We start from the raw sequence: 18201 nt of genomic DNA on the forward strand, positions 1-18201 counted from the left end.
AAAGACGTTCCCACCCGCCTGATCTGGTTGAGTAGCGCGCACCTGGTCTGGGCCGGATCGGTGCTGGCGGTGCTGCTGACCCTGCTGTCGGGTGCGTTCGCGGTCTACCAGCGCAAGGACACGATCACCCAGGAAACTCGGCGAACGCAATTGCTGGCAAGACTCCTCGAGGACGAGACCAGCCGAACGCTCGACGCCGCTTCGCTCACGCTGGCGATGATCAGCCAGCGCGTGCAGAACCGCGAAACTGTCAGCGGTGATCTGTCCGAACGGCTGGTCGAAGCCGTGCGCGGACTCCCATATATGCGTAGCCTCTCGGTACTGGATGCCAGTGGCAAGGTGATGGTGAGTTCCAATGCCGCGGCGGTCGGAGCGGTATTTGACGTGCACCTGCTCGGCCAGCCGGTCAATGCAAGTGAAGCCTGGCTTGGCCCGTGGTTGCCGGGCCGTGATCTGCTCGACGCCGCACGACTGCGATCGCCTGGACAGGCCGGCACACCCCACGCCCTTCCTGGGGTCGGCCTGATCACGCTGATCCACCGCGGCACCACGCCGGATGGACAGCCCTTTCTGGCGGTGGCAGCGCTGAATCCGGACTACCTCGCCAACCATTTCCAGCAGATTCTGGGCGAACGGTCGCTGAACGCGGCGCTGCTCGACTACCAGGGCCGCATGCTGGCCGGCACCGAAGGCGTGCAGCGCCTGCCCGGCACCAGCGTGCAAAACCACCGCGCGCTGCAGGAGTTTCTGCCAGACCAGGAGTCTGGCAGTTACGAAGGCGCGGGGTTGGACACAGCGGTGGTGATCACCTCGTTCCGGACAAGCCGAAAGCACCCGCTGCTGGTTGTGGTCGAGGAGCCAATGGCCGAAGTGACGGCCAACTGGCGCCGCAAACTCGGCTGGCTGCTGATCGTGGACCTCGTCGGCATGCTGATGATCATCGCGGGTACCGTCACCACCTGGCGCAGTCTGCGCGCACACGAACGCATGGCAGCAGTGCTCGACCGCACACGCGGTCGTCTGGAAGAGAGTGAACGCCACCTCCGCGCCGTGATCGAGGCGGCTCCGGCGCCAATGTTCGTGCTCGATCCGCTGGGGCGTTACGTGTTGGTGAACCAGGCGTTCGAGGATTTCCTCGGCGTGCGGCGCGATGACCTGATCGGCCAGCGTGCCGACACCGACCCCACTCTGAGCCACCTGGCCTACCACCCCGTGCGCGACGTGGCACTGTGGGCCGGCGCGGGCCAGAGCAGCTACATGGAAAACATCGTGTTGCGCAACGGTGCGTGCCGGCAGGCGCTGATCGCCAAGGTCGCGCTGACACGGCCGGACGGCCGACCAGGCGGCGTGATCGGCAGCATCACCGACGTGACCAGCTTCCGCGAAGCCGAGCAGCGCGCTGCCGACGCGATGACCGCCTCGGCCACGGCGCACCGTGCAGAATCAGAGTTCATCGGCAACCTCAGCCACGCGCTGCGCACGCCCCTGCAGTCGATCATCGGTTTCTCCGAACTGGGTGTCATGCGCAGCCGCCACGACAGCGCGCAACACGAGATGTTCACACACATTCAAAGCGGCGGGCAGCGGATGCTCTCGGTCGTGAATGACATGCTCGATCTGTCACGCGTCAAGAATGCGACCGGCACGCTGCACCGCAGCGATGCGGACACCGGTGACCTGATCGAGGAAGTGATACGGCACGCACGCATTGATGCGCGGGCGCGTCAGATCGACATCGTCGTCAAGCCATGCGCTAACGGCATGGCGAGCGTGGACGCCTTGCGCTTCCAGCAGGCGGTGCGCACGCTGATCGAGCGTGCTGTGCGGGTATCACCGGCCGGGAGCCTGATCGAGATCCGCTCGTCACGCGACAACGATGGCGCGCTGCACTGGTGGATTCATGATGCCGGACCGGGCTTGCCTGACAGCGAATGCGAAGCAATGTTTTCGGCGTTCTTCCAGCCGCGCAGGGCCAGCGATGGCCTAGGAGATGGCAGCGGCCTGGAGCTGACTATCTGCCAGCAGATCCTGCGCGGACTTGACGGCGAAGTGCAATGCAAGAACCATCCGAACGGCGGCAGCGTCTGCCACCTGACCCTGCCGGCCCTGGGTCGGGTCTCGGTGACGGCGTTGAGCAATAAAATTGCCTGAAACTATTGCGCCGACGGCAGTCGGTGTCATACAATTGCGGTCTTGTCAGTTGACGCCAAAGCGCAATGCGATTCCCTGATAGCTCAGTTGGTAGAGCGACGGACTGTTAATCCGCAGGTCCCTGGTTCGAGTCCAGGTCGGGGAGCCAAATCAAATCGCGCTGAACGGCATTCAAAGCGGCATCCGCAACTGCACAATTCCCTGATAGCTCAGTTGGTAGAGCGACGGACTGTTAATCCGCAGGTCCCTGGTTCGAGTCCAGGTCGGGGAGCCAAACAAACCAAACAAGAAGGTCTGCATTCGCAAGGATGCAGACCTTCTTGCCTTGTGGAATGTCAAATGCCCCCGTGGGGATTTCAGCTGGCCGGCGTCAATTCGATCGAGATAGACTGACCCGCGACCGGGCGCAATTCATCTACTGTATAGCCCTCCTTGATCAGGGCATCACGCAACCACTGCGGTTGCGTGCCGCAACCATCCCAGACCTCCAGCGTGACCGGGTGCCGGTAGCGAATCTGGGCCGGTTCCTGCGAACGCGCGGAAGCAACTGGGCGTCCTCGCAATTCGGCTGGTGTGATCCGCCAGAAATCAATCAGTTTGCGGATCTTGCGGATGGCAGCAATTCTTTCGACGTCGTCTTCGAGGTCGACGATCTGGCGTTCGGTGTTCTTCATCGATGAATGACAGCCCTGCAAGCTGTAACAGAAACCAGATAATCGCACAGAACCGGATTCGACACAGCATCCTTGGTCAAGTCGATTACAATCTTCGGTGACGGGCCTCCCTGCATGGGGGCGCGGCCAAACGGGTCAGGTCGGGAACGAAGCAGCCCTAACCGTTAGCCTCCAGTGCCAGGGTTCAGGCTCGTCACCCATTCCCCTTGGCAACCAGTTGCCAGAGCATCGTGACTTCAGCAGTCCGGGCAGCGTGCAGCACATCGTTGGCATCGCCTGCTTTCGGATGACGCGGACGGATCGTCGGACACGCTATCACGCGCAACCCGGCCTGTTCGATCCATTCCAGCAATTGCGCACGTCGGCGCAACCCGAGATGTTCGGCCAGATCGGACAAGATCAACCATCCTTGCCCGTTCGGAGCCAGGTGATCGGCCAGCCCGCGCAGGAAACCCCGCAACATCCGGCTGTCCGGATCGTAGATGGCGTGTTCGATCGAGGAACTGGGCTTGCCCGGAAGCCACGGCGGATTGCAGACGACAAGCGGTGCCCTGCCCGGCGGAAACAGGTCCGCCTTCATCAGCTCAACCCGCCCGGCGTGCCCCAGCCGCTGCAGGTTGTCGGCGGCACAGGCCAGCGCGCGGTCGTCGAGTTCGGTCGCGACGATCCGCCTGACACCCCGCTGCGCCAGCACCGACGCCAGGACGCCCGTGCCGGTCCCGATGTCGAACGCCAGTTCCAGCGAGGGCAGTGGCGCCGCCGCGACCAAATCGATGTACTCGCCCCGCACAGGCGAAAAGACCCCGTAGTGGGCATGCACGCGCCCGCCCGCCGCGACGATGGGAACGCCCTTCTTGCGCCATTCGTGCGCCCCCACCAGGCCCAGCAACTCGCGCAGCGAGACCACGCTGGCCTGCCCGTCCGGCGCGCCGTAGGCTTCCGCGCAGGCCAGGCGCAGGTCGGGTGCGCGGCGCAAGGCAATGGCGTAATCCGCCTCCAGAGTGAGGGTGATCGCCGACAGCAGGCGCGACCGCTGCGCCTGCGCCAGCCGGTGACGGTGAAATGCGTCTGCGGGTGATCCGCCCGCAGCGCCCGGTGCTGTTGGCCCAGCGCGCGAACCCGCACGGTCCAGCCGCCGCCCCATGGCCTGCAGCAGCAGCCGGGCACTCTGGAAATCACCGCGCCACAGCAACACCGCACCCTCGCGTGCCAGGCGCAAGGCATCGTCGGCCCGGGTCTGGTCGTCAGCGACCACGACACGGCGTGGCACAGCCGCGCCGTTTTCGGACCGCCAGCGCGCGGTGTGGACTTGATCGGCTTCGGTCCAGGTCAACGTCGGGAACTGGAGGGGCAACGGCATGTGGATACGCGACGAACGGCGGTCATGGAAGAAGGCCGGCAGTATCGCCCGGCAGACGGTAGCATCACCGCATGCCCCCATTCATGACAGGAGTCACACGATGATCCGCACCCTTTTGCCCATCGACGGAAGCCCCCAGGCACTGGACGCCGTGCGGCAGGCACTGCAATTGCGCACGCAGGGGCTCGATTTCACCGCCGTCCTGCTGAATGTGCAGGAGCCGCCACATCTCTACGAAGTGGTGCTCGCCCCGAATGTCGACGTGATCGAAGGCGCCAGCCATGGTGCCGGAGAACACGCGCTGCTCGCCGCCCACGCCTTGCTGGACGAGGCAGGTGTGGCGCATGAGTCACTGGTGGTCACAGGGGATGTGGCACAACAGGTGGTGGAGCAGGCCGATCTGCTGGGCTGCGACCTGATCGTGCTGGCTGGCCGCAGCCAGGCGGTGACACAGGCCGTGGAGCGCCACAGCCATGTGCCGGTGCTGCTGGTGCCGCAGCGTCGCTCGGACGTGGAGGCGGAGGACCTCGCCGATCTGGTCGACGAGGCAGCCGAACAACCCTGAACGCCTCAGCCTACTTGCGCATCCGGTTCGGGTGCCAGAAGAGGAACTTGGCGTAGATGTCCACGTCCTTGGTCTCGCGGATGAAGAGCATGCCGACCACGAAGGTCAGCGCCGCGACACCGATCGGGTACCAGAGACCGTGGTACATGTCGCCGTTCTGCGCCACCATCGCGAAGGCGATGGTCGGCATCAGACCCCCAAACCAGCCGTTGCCGATGTGGTACGGCAAGCTCATCGAGGTGTAGCGGATGCGGGTCGGGAACATCTCGACCAGCGTCGCGGCGATCGGGCCGTAGACCATCGTCACCAGCAGCATCAGCACCACCAGCACCGCCACCACGCCGACGTGGTTGATCTTGGTCGGATCGGCCTTGCGCGGGTAACCAGCCGCCTCCAGCGCATCCGGCAGATCCTGCTTGCGGAACTGGGCGATATCGACGAGGTTTTCGGACTCGAATCGGTCGCCTTCGGCGGTCAGGCGGCCATTGGGCGGTGTCAGCACGGTGCCACCCACATGCACCTCCGTCGGTGTGCCCGAGGGCAGCGGCACGTTGGTGTAGCTGGCCGACAGCTGGGCCAGTGCGCGCTTGGCGATGTCGCACGAGGAAGTGAAGTCGGTTTCCTTGGCGATTGGACTGCCCTGGAACGAGCAGGTCATCGGATCGGCCTTGACGACGATCTGCACCCGCTCCTGCGCGGCAGCCAGATCGGGGTTGGCCAGCGAGGTCAACAGCTTGAAGAGCGGGAAATACACCAGGCACGCGATCAGCAGCCCCGCCATGATGATGGGCTTGCGGCCGATGCGGTCCGACAATGTTCCGAACACCACGAAGAACGGCGTGCCGATCAGCAGCGCGATGGCGATCAGGATGCTGGCCGTGCTCGGATCGACCTTGAGCACGCCGGTGAGGAAAAACAGCGCATAGAACTGCCCCGTGTACCAGACGACCGCCTGCCCGGCCACCAGCCCGAACAGCGCCAGCACGATGATCTTCAGATTCTTCCACTGACCGAAACACTCGGCCAGCGGCGCCTTGGAGGTCTTGCCCTCTTCCTGCATCTTGCGGAAGGCCGGCGACTCGCTCATCGACAGACGGATCCACAGCGAAAACGCCAGCATCACCGCTGACAGACCGAACGGAATGCGCCAGCCCCAATCGGCGAACTGCGCTTCGCCCAGCAGGTTGCGGGTCACCAGGATCACGACCAGCGACAGGAACAGGCCGACAGTCGCCGTCGTCTGCACCCAGGCGGTGTAGGCGCCACGGCGGTTCTGGGGCGCATGCTCGGCCACGTAGATGGCGGCGCCGCCGTACTCCCCGCCCAACGCCAGACCCTGCAGCATGCGCAGCAGCACCAGCGCGATCGGCGCGAAGGCACCGGCCGTGCTGTAGGTCGGCAGCACGGCGACCAGCATCGTCGAGATGCCCATGATCACGATGGTGGCCAGGAAGGTGTACTTGCGCCCGATCATGTCGCCCAGACCACCGAAAATCACGGCCCCGATCGGTCGCACGATGAAGCCGGCAGCAAACGCCAGCAGCGCAAAGATGAAGGCAGAGGTCGGCTCCAGCGCTGTGAAGAACTGCCTGGCGATGATGGCGGCCAGCGCGCCGTAGAGGTAGAAGTCGTACCACTCGAAGATGGTGCCGAGCGACGAGGCGAGGATGACCTTGCGCTCCTGCGCGGTCATTGGGGTCGGGGCATCGTGGTATTCGGCGTCGGTGTCGACGGCGGCGTCACGGACGTCCTGCAGATTGGACATGCTGTTCTCCTGCCGGGGCGGACGGTAAAATCGCCCGCGCACGCGGCGCAATAGTCAAGGCAAGACCGGGGGCTTCGGCACGAGGCCGCACCCACCAGTCATTCGGATCAGATGCGCAGGCCCTTGATGGTGACCAGCAGGCGACGCGGCGCAAACACCTTGGCCTCAGGCACAGCCTCGGCCGCGTCCAGACCGCGCTTGAGGACGTGGTCTGCACCTGCGCGGCCGAATGCATCACCCAGCGCCAGATAGACCACGCGGGTCAGTTCGGCCAGATCGGCGTGCGTGCCCGACAACTGCCAGTCGTGCTGCAGTGCACGGCTCCAGCCGCTGCGGAATTGCTGGCGCAAGGCGGGCACGGCCATCGAGTCGTCCAGCCGCTGCAAGGCATCCTTGCGGACCTCGTCGAGTGCCTCGCGGTGGTGCTGGAACACCTCGGACACGATGGCCCGCATCAGCGCGCCGAAGATGACCGGCGGCTCCTCCGGCACCAGCGTCTGCACAGGCACTGCGGCCTGCGCCGCCGCCAGCGCGGCCGCGACCGGATTGATCACCGGCGAGATCACTGGAGCCACTGGCGCCACGGCTTTCGGTGGTGGCGCGGGTGGCCGAGCCGCTGCACGGGCCGCCTGCATGGCCGGCCACGGATCCAGCGGCAGGCGCTCCGGGCTTTCGCGCAGTGCCTTGTAGAACCCGTTGTAGAGCCGCTTGACGGATGCCACGTCCAGCAGATTGCGCTGGGCGACCGCGTCGACGAACGCGATGATGTCCGAAACGTTTTCCCCTCGCATCGACTCGTGCTGGAGCCAGAGTGCCTCGGTCAGTGCCGTCTCGTCGAGCAAATCCGAAAACACGGACACAGCCGCTCGGCGCCGGGTTGCTTGCATGTCGGCCATGGTCAGGCGCCCCCACGTCTGTCTTGAATTGAAAATTTCATGCTATCCCGTCGAACGCCGTAGGGTCGGCGCCTTTGTTGTCAAGAACGATGCTCAAGAAAAATTTGAAAACATCAAATCCTGACATAAATTCACGCGAATTTTCGGGCTCCCCCTCGAATCATGGAGCGGTACCACGTCGTTTTTCACATAGGGTCCGCATACAACCCTATATCGACAGAAGCACAAGACTTTCAAGCAGTAACAGTATCCACGGCGACACGGGCTGCAGTCACCCCCGGCGGCGCAGGCAGGCCGCCAGGAAATCCGAAAGAATCGGGTTGCCGTCCAGCTGAGTGGCGTGGCTCAGCTGCTGCGCCATGAACTCCGGGTGCCACTGCATGCCGAAGACGTAGCTCGGGCCGTTCCAGCGGATGGCCTCAACCAGGCCGTCTGGTTGGGCGCGGGCCTCAACCGTGAGGTTGCGGCCCAGATCTTTCACCGCCTGGTGGTGGATCGAGTTGATCACCGCCGTACTCACACCCGGGTAAAGCGCCGACAGCCGCGTCCCCGGCACGATGCCCATCGCGTGGAACTGCTGGTCGTACTGCTCCAGGTGCAGATGGCGCACCGAGGATGGCGCCTGCGTGGGGATGTCCTGGTAGAGCGTGCCACCAAGGGCGACGTTGATGAGCTGGCAGCCACGGCAGATGCCCACCACCGGCTTGCCTGCCGCGACAAACGCCTCGAACAGGTCGATCTCGTAGCGGTCACGGACGCGGTCGCCACTCCACTCGGGGCGCAGCGGAGCTTCGCCGTAGCTCTCGGGCGCGATGTCATTGCCGCCCTGCAGCACCAGGCCGTCGAGGTGGCTGGCGTACTCCGACAGGCTCATCTCGCTGCGGGCGATCATGCCGTCGCTCTCGATGGCGGGAATCATCACGGCCAGCGCCCGCCCTCCCAGCACCCAGTGCGCCACCGACTGCTCCAGGTAGTGCAGCGTGCGGGTGAAGACACCACCCAGATCGGCCACCGGCGTGTTGGGGAAGTAGATGCGGGCGGAAATACCGATCAGCGGAGGGCGCGACATGGAGGCTCCTTGGATTCCATTCCAGTGCGTCCATTCTTGCAAACCCTTAGTCCGACCCGGCAGCAATGTTGCGGATTTGTGCGAGCACATCCGCACGCAACCCGCTCCGGGCATGGGAAGCCGAGCCCTGCTAGGATTTCTGCCTACTCCGGATGCCGCCAGCACGATGAACAGTCCCACCGAACTCTCAGCCCCGACGCCGTCGGGCGATCTCGACCAGGAGACTGGACGGCCGATGTCCGCTGTCATCCGGGCCCGCATCCAGGCCGCCAACCGGCGTTTCCATGCCAACGACAACATCGCCGACTTCATCCACCCCGGTGAACTCGACGCCCTGCTCGACGAGGTGCAGGGCAAGATGGCCGGCGTGCTCGACAGCCTGGTGATCGACACCGACAGCGACCACAACCCCCAGGACACCGCCCGCCGCGTGGCCAAGATGTACCTGCAGGAGGTGTTCCGGGGCCGCTACGTCGCCCAGCCGCCTGTCACGCAGTTCCCCAATGTGGAGCACCTGAACGAGCTGATGATCGTCGGCCCGATCACCGTGCGCAGCGCCTGCTCGCACCACCTCTGCCCGATCATCGGCAAGCTCTGGATCGGCGTGATGCCCAACGCGCACTCGGCGCTGATCGGCCTGTCCAAGTACGCGCGGCTGGCCGAGTGGATCATGTCCCGCCCGCAGATCCAGGAGGAAGCCGTCACGCAGGTGGCCGATCTGCTCAACGACAAGATGCAGCCCGACGGGCTGGCCGTGATCATGGAGGCCGACCACTTCTGCATGGGCTGGCGCGGCGTCAAGGATCTGGACTCCAAGATGATCAACAGCGTCATGCGTGGCTCCTTCCTGAAGGATCCGAACCTGCGCCGCGAATTTCTCGCGCTCGTCACCCACCGCAAAGGCTGAACCCCATGCTCGTCCGTCTGCTGTATGCAAGCCGCGCCTACGCGGTAACGACCGAGATGATCGACTCGATCCTCGCCCAGTCCCGTGCCCACAACCCCGCGCTCGGCATCACGGGCATCCTCTGCCACGGCGGCAATGTGTTCATGCAGGTGATCGAGGGCGGGCGCGACACGGTGAACCGGCTCTACAACGCCATCGTGCGCGATGGTCGCCACCATGACGTGATGGTGCTGCACTACGAAGAAATCACCGAGCGGCGCTTCTCCGGCTGGACGATGGGCCAGGTCAATCTGGCGCGCATCAATCCGTCGATCGTGCTCAAGTACAGCGACAGGCCGGTACTCGATCCCTTCTCTGTCTCGGGTCGGGCTTCGCTGGCCATGCTGGAAGAGCTGATCGCCACCGCGTCGATCGTCGGACGCACCACCTGACCGTCCCCCCAGTCCCAGGGCGCTCCACCCGCCCGGTCAGGTGTGTGGCAAGCATCGCCGAATAGCGTGAACAAGTTCACAATCGTTGCATGCCTTCCCTCCCTGGCCTGCCCACGATGCTGATGCCCGCTGCAGATCTTGACCACCCGGTGACGATGCGCCATGCCGGGCGCGAATTGCTGTCACTGGCCTTGATCGACGCCCGCAACCGCAGCTTGCGCCTGTTCTCGGCCTTCGAAGCCGCGGCACGGCCGGATGCGCTGGACGGCACCCCGCCACCGCTGCAAGGCTCACCGCTGTGGTGGCTGGGCCAGCTCGGCTGGCTTCAGGAAATCTGGATCGCCCGCAACGTGCAACGCCACCGCGGTCGGCGCTGCGACGCGCGCGGAATCCGCCTGGCGTCGATCGACCCGCGGGCCGACCTCTGGTGGGATCCGCGTCTGCGTTCCCCGGTCGAGCGCAACAGCGGCGACCTGCCGGGGGTGACCGCTGTCCGGCAGTACCTGGTCGACACGCTGGAGGTGACGCTGGAACTGCTGATGGACGCACCCGAACAGGACGACACGCTGTACTTCTACCGCGACGCACTGTTCCAGGAGGACCAGCAAGCCGAACGCCTGATCGAGGCCGCCCAGATGCTCGATGTGCCCCTGACCGAGGCCACCGCGCCGGGCGCCTGGGTGCCGCACCAGCCGCTGGCAGTGGCCGGCGGGCACTGGCACATCGGCATTGCGCCCGAAGACGGCGGTTATCTCTTCGAAAGCGAACGTGGCCGGCGCCTGGACTCCTGTCCCGACCACGACATCGACGCCCAGCCCGTGTCCTGGCAACAGTTCCTCGAATTTGTTGCGGACGGCGGCTACCGCCAGTCGCGCTGGTGGAGCCCGGCGGGCTGGGACTGGGTCTGCCAGCAGCAGCGCCGCGGCCCGGCCATGGTCGAAGACCCCGACGATGGTTTGACGCAAACGAGGTTCGGGCGAGCGGTGCGTATTCACCCGAATCATCCGGTCGTGCATGTCAACCTGCACGAAGCGCAGGCCTGGTGTCGCTGGGCTGGGCGCCGATTGCCGAGCGAGGTGGAATGGACCCACGCCGCCGAGCGCCTGGGCAGCCGCGGCTTCCGATGGGGCGCGGTGTGGGAGTGGACCGCTGACCGGCTGGTTGCCCTGGAGCAGGACCTGGGCGACTGCAACTTGCCGCAGCGCGAAGCCTTTCTCGCGGCCTGTTCACGGCATCGCGTCCTGCGCGGCGGCTCGACCATGACCCGGGCACGCCTGCGTGACCCGCGTCACCGCAGCCACCGCCTACCCGAGGACTGCCACGGCCTGACGGGTTTCCGCAGCTGCGCCCTGTGAAGCGGCCCAGTCGCGCAGGAATGGCGCGACCGCCTCGACCCGCAGTGGCCGGGACACCAGATAGCCCTGCACCTCCGCGCAGCCCTCTTCGAGCAGGGCCGCCATCTCGGCCTCGCGCTCGACCCCTTCAGCCAGCGTCTTCATGTGGAGGCCGGTGGCCATGTCGATGATGGCGTGGACGATCACGCGCGCGTCCGACTCGGTGGTCAGCGCCTTGACGAAGCAGCGGTCGATCTTGAGCTTGTCGAAGGGGAAGCGACGCAGATAGGCCATCGACGAATAGCCGGTGCCAAAATCGTCGAGCGCGATGCGCACCCCCAGCCGATTCAGTCCGTGCAACTGGGCCAGCGTCGCCTCGGTCTCGTTGAGCAGCACGGACTCGGTGATCTCCACCTCCAGCCGCACCGCAGGAAGTCCGGTGGCCGCCAGCACGCGACCGACCAGCAGCGGCAGATCCTGCGTCATCACCTGCACCGCCGAGAGGTTGACCGCCACCGACAGGTGTTCAGGCCAGGTACTCGCCACCAGGCAGGCCTGCTCCAGCACCCAGGCGCCAATCTCGTTGATCAGTCCGGCGTCTTCCGCCACGGCGATGAACTCGTCCGGACGCACTTCGCCCAGCTCCGGGTGGTTCCAGCGCACCAGCGCCTCGAAACCGGTGACGGCGCGGCTGGCCAGATCGACCTGTGGCTGGTAGACCACCGAGAGTTGGTCCAGCGTGATAGCCGAGCGCAAGGCCCGCTCCAGCTGCAAGCGCCGGACGACTCCTGCGCTCATGCCCGCGTCGTAGAAACAGGCACGACCACGCCCACCCGCCTTCGCGCCATAGAGCGCGAGGTCGGCGTTCTTCAGCAGCTGCTCGGGCTGGTCACCGTCCCTGGGCGCCAGCGCGATGCCGACACTCACGCCCATCGGCACAGTCAGCCCTTCGATGTCCACGGAGGCACACAGCGTCGCCAGCACGCGGTCGGCGATGCGCTGCACCTCGTGGCGGTCTGCGACGTCCAGCAGGATCATCGCGAACTCGTCGCCGCCGAGCCGCGCCACCATGTCGCCTTCGCGGGACACCGCCATCAGGCGCTGGCCCACCAGGGTCAGCAGCATGTCGCCCACATCGTGGCCCAGCGCGTCATTGACCGTCTTGAAGCGGTCCAGGTCCAGGCAAAGGACAGCGAAGGGGTGTCCGGACAGGCGGATCAACGCCTCGTCGAGCATCAACCGGAAGTGGTGGCGGTTGCTCAGACCGGTCACGGCATCGATGTGCGCCAGCGTGAACAGCCGTGCCTGCTGCCGCTGCAGGACGGTATCCCGTGCCTCCAGTTCACCCAGCAGCAGGTTGAATCCGTCGTACAGCGCGCCCACCTCGTCGCTGCGCTGCGTGCGGACGCGGGTGGCGTAGGAATGGGTACGCGAAACGTCATGCATCACGTCGGCCAGCCCGGAGATGGGCTGGACCATGCCGTCCTGCACCTTGACCGCCACCGCGCTGGCCAGCAGCCCGATGACTGCCGCCCCCACCAGCACCAGCACCGCCCGGGCCAGCGTGGCGCTGAACGCGGGTGAGGCGTCGGTGCACAGCACGAGCTGCCCCACCACCGCACCATCCACCCGGACCAGCTCCAGCGTGTGGACGAGGGATCCTCGCGACGCCTCCGTCGCCGCCGTGCGGCGCCCGATCTCGAATGCGGACGGCACCGCCTGCCCCTTGTGTGCAAAGGACGCGAACACGGCCGCATTCGCGTCAAGCAAGGCTGCCCAGCGCACTTCCGGCACGGCCCCCAGGCCTTCGAGCACCCGGTGCGCGGCGGCGGGGTCCTCGAAGGACAGCGGTGCGCGCACGTTCTGGGCCAGCACCCGCGCCAGGCCCTGCGCGCGCTCCTCGACCCGGTGGCGCGAGTCGTGGTACTCCAGCACAGTGACCACCAGGAACAGCAGCAGCGAGGCCATCAGCGTCGAGGTGATGACCACCAGGCTCAACTTGGTGCGCAGGCGCAGGTTGTTCAGCATGCGGGCAATCACATGGTTCCTTCCCGCCGGACCGCACCATCGACCACGCTCATCGCCAGTGACAGCAGATCAGCCGACAGCCGCAGGCCCGCCGCCTGCGCCATGCCACGGTTGATCTCGAAACGCAGCCGGCCACTCTGGCGCACCAGACCGATCACGCCGCCCTGCTGCGCGAACCCAGGCAGGTCGCTCACCGTGAGCACCGGCTGCCCGCCCAGCTGTGCCAGCGGCAGGCCCGCCTCGGCGATGAACAGCACATGACAGCCACGCACCTCGTCGAGCTTGTTCACCTTGCGCCACTGGATCGGCACGCCCTGCAGCAGGCGGCCTTCCAGCGCCCGGAAGGCCTGGGCAAGCTCATCGCGGGCGCCGAACTGGCAGAGCTGCATGGCGGCCTGGCGGCCAGGCAGAGTGGCCGGCGGCCACTCGGTGAACTTGGCAAAGTTCAGCACGAAGGCGGCCTGGACCGCCGATTCGTCCGGTGCCGCCTCGGCCGTACCGCCCCACCCCAGCACGCCGAGCACGACGGCACACGCCATCCGGGCGGTCCAGCCTGAGCGGTGCGCACGTCTGATGGGGCGCGGCGGTGAAAGGGCGGAGGACATGTCCGAATCTGTGGGTCAGTGGGGTCAGTGGCTGATTTCCACGCGCAGCCCAACACCAGGGGCCACCTCGACTGGCATCGAGTAGCCCATGTCCGGCTGGATCTCGACCCGGCGCGGACCCCCCAGGTTGTAGGCCCGGGCACTCAGCACCACGTCACGGGCGACCGACCAGCGCGCGCTCAGGTCCAGCACCTTGCGGGCCGCGATGTAACTGGCAGATGCCGTGTCGTGGCCACGCTCGCTGGTGTAGCGCGCCCAGGCATCCACACTCAGGTGCGGCGAGAGGTCGTAGGACAGGCGCAGCGTCAGCAGGTGGCGCGGACTCTGCGTCAGTGCGCTGCCATTGCGGGACTGGGATTCCGAAACCTCGGTCGCGAGCCAGGTATACCCAAGCTGCTGCCGCAGGAAGGGCAAGGGCCGCCAGTCGGCGGACAGCTCCAGCCCCTGCACCACGGCACGCCCAGCCTCACGGCCCAGCGACGCGTCGATGTACGGCGTCTGCGCCATCACGACCTGCGGATTGACGGGTATCGGGGAGCGCAAGCCCAAGGGATCGTAGACCTGCCGGAACAGGGTCGCATCGAGCGCCAGCTGGTCATGGATGCGGCTGCGCAGACCCACCTGCAAGGCCCGGACGGACTCGACCAGGGTCGGCGCATCGGAGCCGGAGCGCAGCAGCACCGGCAGCGGATTGCCCGCGGCCCCAGGCGGAATCACGGCCACCGCCAGATCGGCGTCCTCCTCGCCGCGCGAGGGCACGCGGATGGCCTCCGACAGCGAGGACCACAGCGTCGTGTCCGGCGTCTGCTTCCACGCGACCGCCAGACTGGGCTGGCTGCGCGTCCCGGCGAAGTAGGTGTGGTCCACCCGCAAACCGCCCACCACCGACAACCGGTCGTCGATCCCCACCCAGCGGTCCTGCGCAAAGAAGCGCCAGTCCAGCAGGCGCCGCCGTGCGGGCGTGAACTGCCCCAGGCCCTGGGTCTCGTTGTGGTCCACGTAAAGGCGGCCCCCCACGCCCCAGGTGATTTGGTGCGCGGCATCGGCGGGTCGGAAGGCATGGGACACCTCCACATCGGCGGACTGGCTGTCGACGCTCTGCGAGCCGCGCTCCTCGCCCGATTCGATGGCCACCCAACCAGACACCGTGAACCGGGACTCTTCCGCCAGCCGCCGGGTCAGCGTGCCGTGGGCGTGGGCGCGGCTGAAGGTCTGCGTGGTCGGAGATTGCAGCGAATACGGCGGGATCACCACCGGCCGCAACCGGGTGTCGTCGACCCGCGAATGCAGCACCTGTGCCTGCGCGCTGACCTGGGTGTGGGCATCGACATCGCGGTCGAAGCGCAGCCCCGCAGTACTGACCAGCGAAGCGTCATTGGCGTCACCACCGGCGGGATCGGAAGAGCGCCCGGTGCCATCCGCATGGGCGTACAGCCGCCAGGCGCCAGCCGCCGCTGTGCCGCTGCTGCGGCTGCCGTGGAGCACAGCCGCCCCCTCGCTGCCCAGCTCCACATCGACTTGCTGTCCAAGACTGTCCTGCGCCCGCCGCGTGATGATGTTGATGACCCCGTTGACCGCATTGGCGCCCCAGACCGCCCCGGCCGGTCCGCGGATGATCTCGATGCGCTCGATGTCGGCCAGCGGCACGCGCTGCGTTTCCCACATCACGCCGGAGAACAGCGGCGAGTAGATGCTGCGGCCATCGATCAGCACCTGCAGCTTGTTGGAGAACCGCCCCGCATCCCCGCGCACACCCACCGCCCAGCGCCCCCCCGATAGCCGCGCCACGTCCACGCCCGGCGCCAGCCGCAGCGCCTCGGGCAAGGAGCGCACACCCGTGCGCAGGATGTCGTCGCGCGTGATCACGAACACCGGCGCAGCCACATCGCCCAGGCGGTCGCTGCCACGGCTGGCACTGACGACCTCGACGCGCATCAGATCTTCCAGCGACAACTCCGCCAGCGCCCGCACACCGCCGGCGTTCTGTCCCTGCGCAAAAGGAGAAATCAGCGCAAGACACGCCAGCGCGGCGAACGTTCGGATTGCATGCATGTACGTCCGGGGCAGCTGGCGGCCCCGCTCCGAGAGAAGTTCTTGCTCTTATCGGTTCCGGCAGCGCTTAGCTTGAGATGTCACTTTCTGGCGCAACACCCGGTCCTGACCGGGTTAATGCCAACTGGCTCCAACCGGCACCGCACAGGTACACCGCCAGACTGAATCCCTGCACCTGCCATGACGCCGATCGCTCACTCCACCTCCCCTCTGCACCTGCGCCCGACCGCCGTTGCCGCCCTCGCCTGCCTGCTGTCGGGCTTCCACGCCGCAGCCCTCGCCCAGACCACGGCAGACACCACGCTGGAGACGGTCGTCGTCACCGGTTCGACCCGCGAACGCAAGCTGACCGAGGTGCCTTACGCCATCACCGCCGTCGGCGCCGAGGCCCTGCGCAACAGTGGCCCGATGGTCAACCTGTCCGAATCCCTGGCCCGCGTGCCAGGACTGGTGGTGGCCAACCGCAACAACTACGCGCAGGATCTGCAGATCAGCTCGCGCGGTTTCGGCGCACGGGCCGGCTTCGGCGTGCGGGGTCTGCGGCTGTACGCGGACGGCATTCCGGCCTCCATGCCGGACGGCCAGGGCCAGGTGGCGCATTTCGACCTCGCGGGCGCCGAGCGCGTCGAGGTGCTGCGCGGGCCGTTTTCGGCTCTGTACGGCAACTCGTCGGGCGGCGTGATCGCGCTGTTCTCGAAGCCGGTACGCGAGCGGCAGTTCGAGGTGGGCGTTGACGCCGGCAGCTTCGGGCTGCGCCAGGGCCGGGTATCGGTCGCAGCGCCGCTGGCGGACGGATTCGACATGTCGGCCAGCCTGTCGCGCCTGTCGATCGACGGCTTCCGACCCCAGAGCGGCGCCGACCGCCAGCTCGCCACCGCCCGCCTCGGCTGGAAAGGCGACCACGACCGTGTGACCGTCACGGTCAGCGACCAGAACCAGACGGCCGATGACCCGCTCGGCCTGACACGTGCCCAGTTCGCTGCCGATCCGGACCAGACCACGCCCGAAGCCGCCCAGTACGGCACCCGCAAGGTCATCCGCCAGACCCAGGCCGGCGCCAACTGGACCCACCAGTTCACCGACACCGGCCCGTTGTCGCGCACGCAGGTCACCGGCTACACCGGCTCGCGCGGCGTGATGCAGTTCCTCGCGATTGCACCGGCCACACAGGCCAACGTCCGCCACGGCGGTGGTCTGGTCGATTTCGACCGGCAGTACAACGGCGTCGATGCGCGTGCGCTGTGGCACTGGGACACGCTCGACCTGACCACCGGTGTCAACGTCGAGAAGCAGACCGACGACCGCCGCGGCTACAACAACTACACCGGCACCGCCGCCGCGCCGACAGCGCTGGGCGTGGCCGGCACGCTGCGCCGCAGCGAGACCAACCGCGCGGACACCCGTGAAGCGTACGCCCAGGCCGACTGGGCACTCGCCACCGACTGGCAAGCCAGCCTCGGCGTGCGCAGCGGCCGGGTGCGGATGCGGGTGAACGACGCCTACCTGAGCAATGGGGACGATTCCGGCGCGCTCGACTACCGCTACACCAACCCCGTGGCTGGCCTGCACTGGCGCGCCAGTTCGGCGCTGACGCTGCACGCCGCGGCCTCGCGCGGGCACGAGTCGCCCACGCTGGGCGAACTCGCCTACCGCCCCGACGGCAACAGCGGCTTCAACACCGACCTGCAGGCGCAGACCAGCCGCCAGGTCGAACTCGGGGCCAAGTGGCGCGAGGGTGGGCTGGCACTGGACGCCACCGTGTTCCGCATCGACACCGACCAGGAGATCGGCGTGGCCACCAATGCGGGCGGGCGCTCCTCGTTCCGCAACGTCGGTCGCACCGAGCGCTTCGGCGCCGAACTGGGCGCGGGCTGGCGTGTGATGCCGGGCTTGCGTGCGCAGATGGCACTGACGCTGCTCCACGCGCAGTACGCCGACGGCTTCCGCACCTGCACTGGCATCCCCTGCACCCTGACCGCCGCGACCAACACCACCACGGTCCCGGCGGGCAACCGCATCGCCGGCACCCAGCCCGCCTCGGCCTACGCCGAACTCGCGTGGACCACCCCGTGGAGCCCGGACGCCGAAGCCGCCGTCGAATGGCGCGCCCAGGGCCGCACCGCGGTGAACGACACCAACACCGACCACGCCGGCGGCTACGGCCTCTTCAACCTGCGCTACAGCCACCTGTGGCGCGTCGATGAAGCCGGCTCGCTGCAATTGCTGGCCCGCCTGGACAACGTCGCCGGACGGCGTGTCGTCGGCAGCGTCATCGTCAACGATGGCAACGGGCGCTATTTCGAACCCGGTGCGCCCCGCAGCGCGCTGGTGTCGCTGCGTTACCTCCGGCGCTTCTGAACCAGA

At 66.8% G+C, this 18201-nt stretch carries 14 protein-coding genes, 2 tRNA genes and 1 other RNA gene; 9 read left to right on the forward strand and 8 right to left on the reverse strand.

The genetic code is table 11. From position 1 onward, the window contains the following. Positions 1-60: 60 nt before the first annotated feature. From RMP06_RS20160 to RMP06_RS20170, 3 genes are all read left to right on the forward strand, one after another. Complete coding sequence (locus tag RMP06_RS20160; RefSeq protein WP_310463579.1) at positions 61-2151, forward strand: sensor histidine kinase; 2091 nt, start codon at positions 61-63, stop codon at positions 2149-2151. A gap of 72 nt (positions 2152-2223) precedes the next feature. Next, positions 2224-2299, forward strand: a tRNA-Asn gene (locus RMP06_RS20165). 50 nt (positions 2300-2349) lie between these two features. Beyond that, positions 2350-2425: transfer RNA gene (locus tag RMP06_RS20170), tRNA-Asn, on the forward strand. Positions 2426-2507: 82 nt separating this feature from the next. On the opposite strand, the gene RMP06_RS20175 is transcribed toward RMP06_RS20170, so the two are convergent. Further along, positions 2508-2825, reverse strand: a complete 318-nt coding sequence (locus RMP06_RS20175; protein ID WP_310463580.1) for an H-NS histone family protein — start codon at positions 2823-2825, stop codon at positions 2508-2510. Positions 2826-2924: 99 nt separating this feature from the next. Here RMP06_RS20175 and ffs point away from each other — a divergent pair. After that, positions 2925-3023, forward strand: an RNA gene (gene ffs, locus RMP06_RS20180) — signal recognition particle sRNA small type. On the opposite strand, the gene RMP06_RS20185 is transcribed toward ffs, so the two are convergent. Next, positions 3019-4185, reverse strand: a complete 1167-nt coding sequence (locus tag RMP06_RS20185; RefSeq protein ID WP_310463581.1) for a class I SAM-dependent methyltransferase — start codon at positions 4183-4185, stop codon at positions 3019-3021. The two genes, ffs and RMP06_RS20185, sit on opposite strands and share 5 nt — an antisense overlap. Positions 4186-4285: 100 nt before the next feature. Here RMP06_RS20185 and RMP06_RS20190 point away from each other — a divergent pair, with 100 nt between their 5' ends. Then, positions 4286-4750, forward strand: a complete 465-nt coding sequence (locus tag RMP06_RS20190) for a universal stress protein (protein WP_310463582.1) — start codon at positions 4286-4288, stop codon at positions 4748-4750. A gap of 10 nt (positions 4751-4760) precedes the next feature. On the opposite strand, the gene RMP06_RS20195 is transcribed toward RMP06_RS20190, so the two are convergent. From RMP06_RS20195 to RMP06_RS20205, 3 genes are all read right to left on the reverse strand, one after another. Beyond that, positions 4761-6443, reverse strand: a complete 1683-nt coding sequence (locus RMP06_RS20195) for an MFS transporter (protein ID WP_310463639.1) — start codon at positions 6441-6443, stop codon at positions 4761-4763. Between the two features lie 179 nt (positions 6444-6622). After that, positions 6623-7402, reverse strand: coding sequence for a hypothetical protein (locus RMP06_RS20200; protein ID WP_310463583.1), 780 nt, complete (start codon positions 7400-7402; stop codon positions 6623-6625). Between the two features lie 280 nt (positions 7403-7682). Beyond that, positions 7683-8480 carry a gamma-glutamyl-gamma-aminobutyrate hydrolase family protein gene (locus RMP06_RS20205; protein WP_310463584.1) on the reverse strand — a complete coding sequence of 266 codons (798 nt, stop codon included), beginning with the start codon at positions 8478-8480 and terminating at the stop codon, positions 7683-7685. A gap of 166 nt (positions 8481-8646) precedes the next feature. Between RMP06_RS20205 and folE the strand changes: the two genes are divergently transcribed. From folE to RMP06_RS20220, 3 genes are all read left to right on the forward strand, one after another. Continuing rightward, a complete protein-coding gene (gene folE / locus RMP06_RS20210) occupies positions 8647-9387 on the forward strand; it encodes a GTP cyclohydrolase I (protein ID WP_409050212.1) in 741 nt (246 codons plus the stop codon). A 5-nt stretch (positions 9388-9392) separates the two neighbouring features. Next, positions 9393-9818 (forward strand): BLUF domain-containing protein, encoded by a 426-nt coding sequence (locus tag RMP06_RS20215; RefSeq protein WP_310463586.1) that lies wholly within the window; start codon positions 9393-9395, stop codon positions 9816-9818. A gap of 89 nt (positions 9819-9907) precedes the next feature. Next, positions 9908-11173: an SUMF1/EgtB/PvdO family nonheme iron enzyme gene (locus RMP06_RS20220; protein ID WP_310463587.1), complete on the forward strand. Its 1266-nt coding sequence runs from the start codon at positions 9908-9910 to the stop codon at positions 11171-11173. Here RMP06_RS20220 and RMP06_RS20225 read toward each other — a convergent pair. From RMP06_RS20225 to RMP06_RS20235, 3 genes are read right to left on the reverse strand one after another with little or no spacing between them, the layout of a single operon-like run. Then, entirely contained in the window at positions 11123-13180 is a 2058-nt protein-coding gene (locus RMP06_RS20225) for a putative bifunctional diguanylate cyclase/phosphodiesterase (RefSeq protein WP_310463588.1), read from the reverse strand. The two genes, RMP06_RS20220 and RMP06_RS20225, sit on opposite strands and share 51 nt — an antisense overlap. 8 nt (positions 13181-13188) lie before the next feature. Continuing rightward, entirely contained in the window at positions 13189-13785 is a 597-nt protein-coding gene (locus RMP06_RS20230; RefSeq protein ID WP_310463589.1) for a YfiR family protein, read from the reverse strand. 24 nt (positions 13786-13809) lie between these two features. Next, positions 13810-15837, reverse strand: coding sequence for a TonB-dependent receptor plug domain-containing protein (locus RMP06_RS20235; RefSeq protein WP_310463590.1), 2028 nt, complete (start codon positions 15835-15837; stop codon positions 13810-13812). Positions 15838-16017: 180 nt separating this feature from the next. On the opposite strand from RMP06_RS20235, the gene RMP06_RS20240 reads away from it, so the two are divergent. Then, positions 16018-18195, forward strand: a complete 2178-nt coding sequence (locus tag RMP06_RS20240) for a TonB-dependent receptor family protein (RefSeq protein WP_310463591.1) — start codon at positions 16018-16020, stop codon at positions 18193-18195. Positions 18196-18201: the final 6 nt, after the last annotated feature.

The organism is Sphaerotilus sp., from assembly GCF_031429695.1.
Lineage (GTDB): Bacteria > Pseudomonadota > Gammaproteobacteria > Burkholderiales > Burkholderiaceae_C > Sphaerotilus.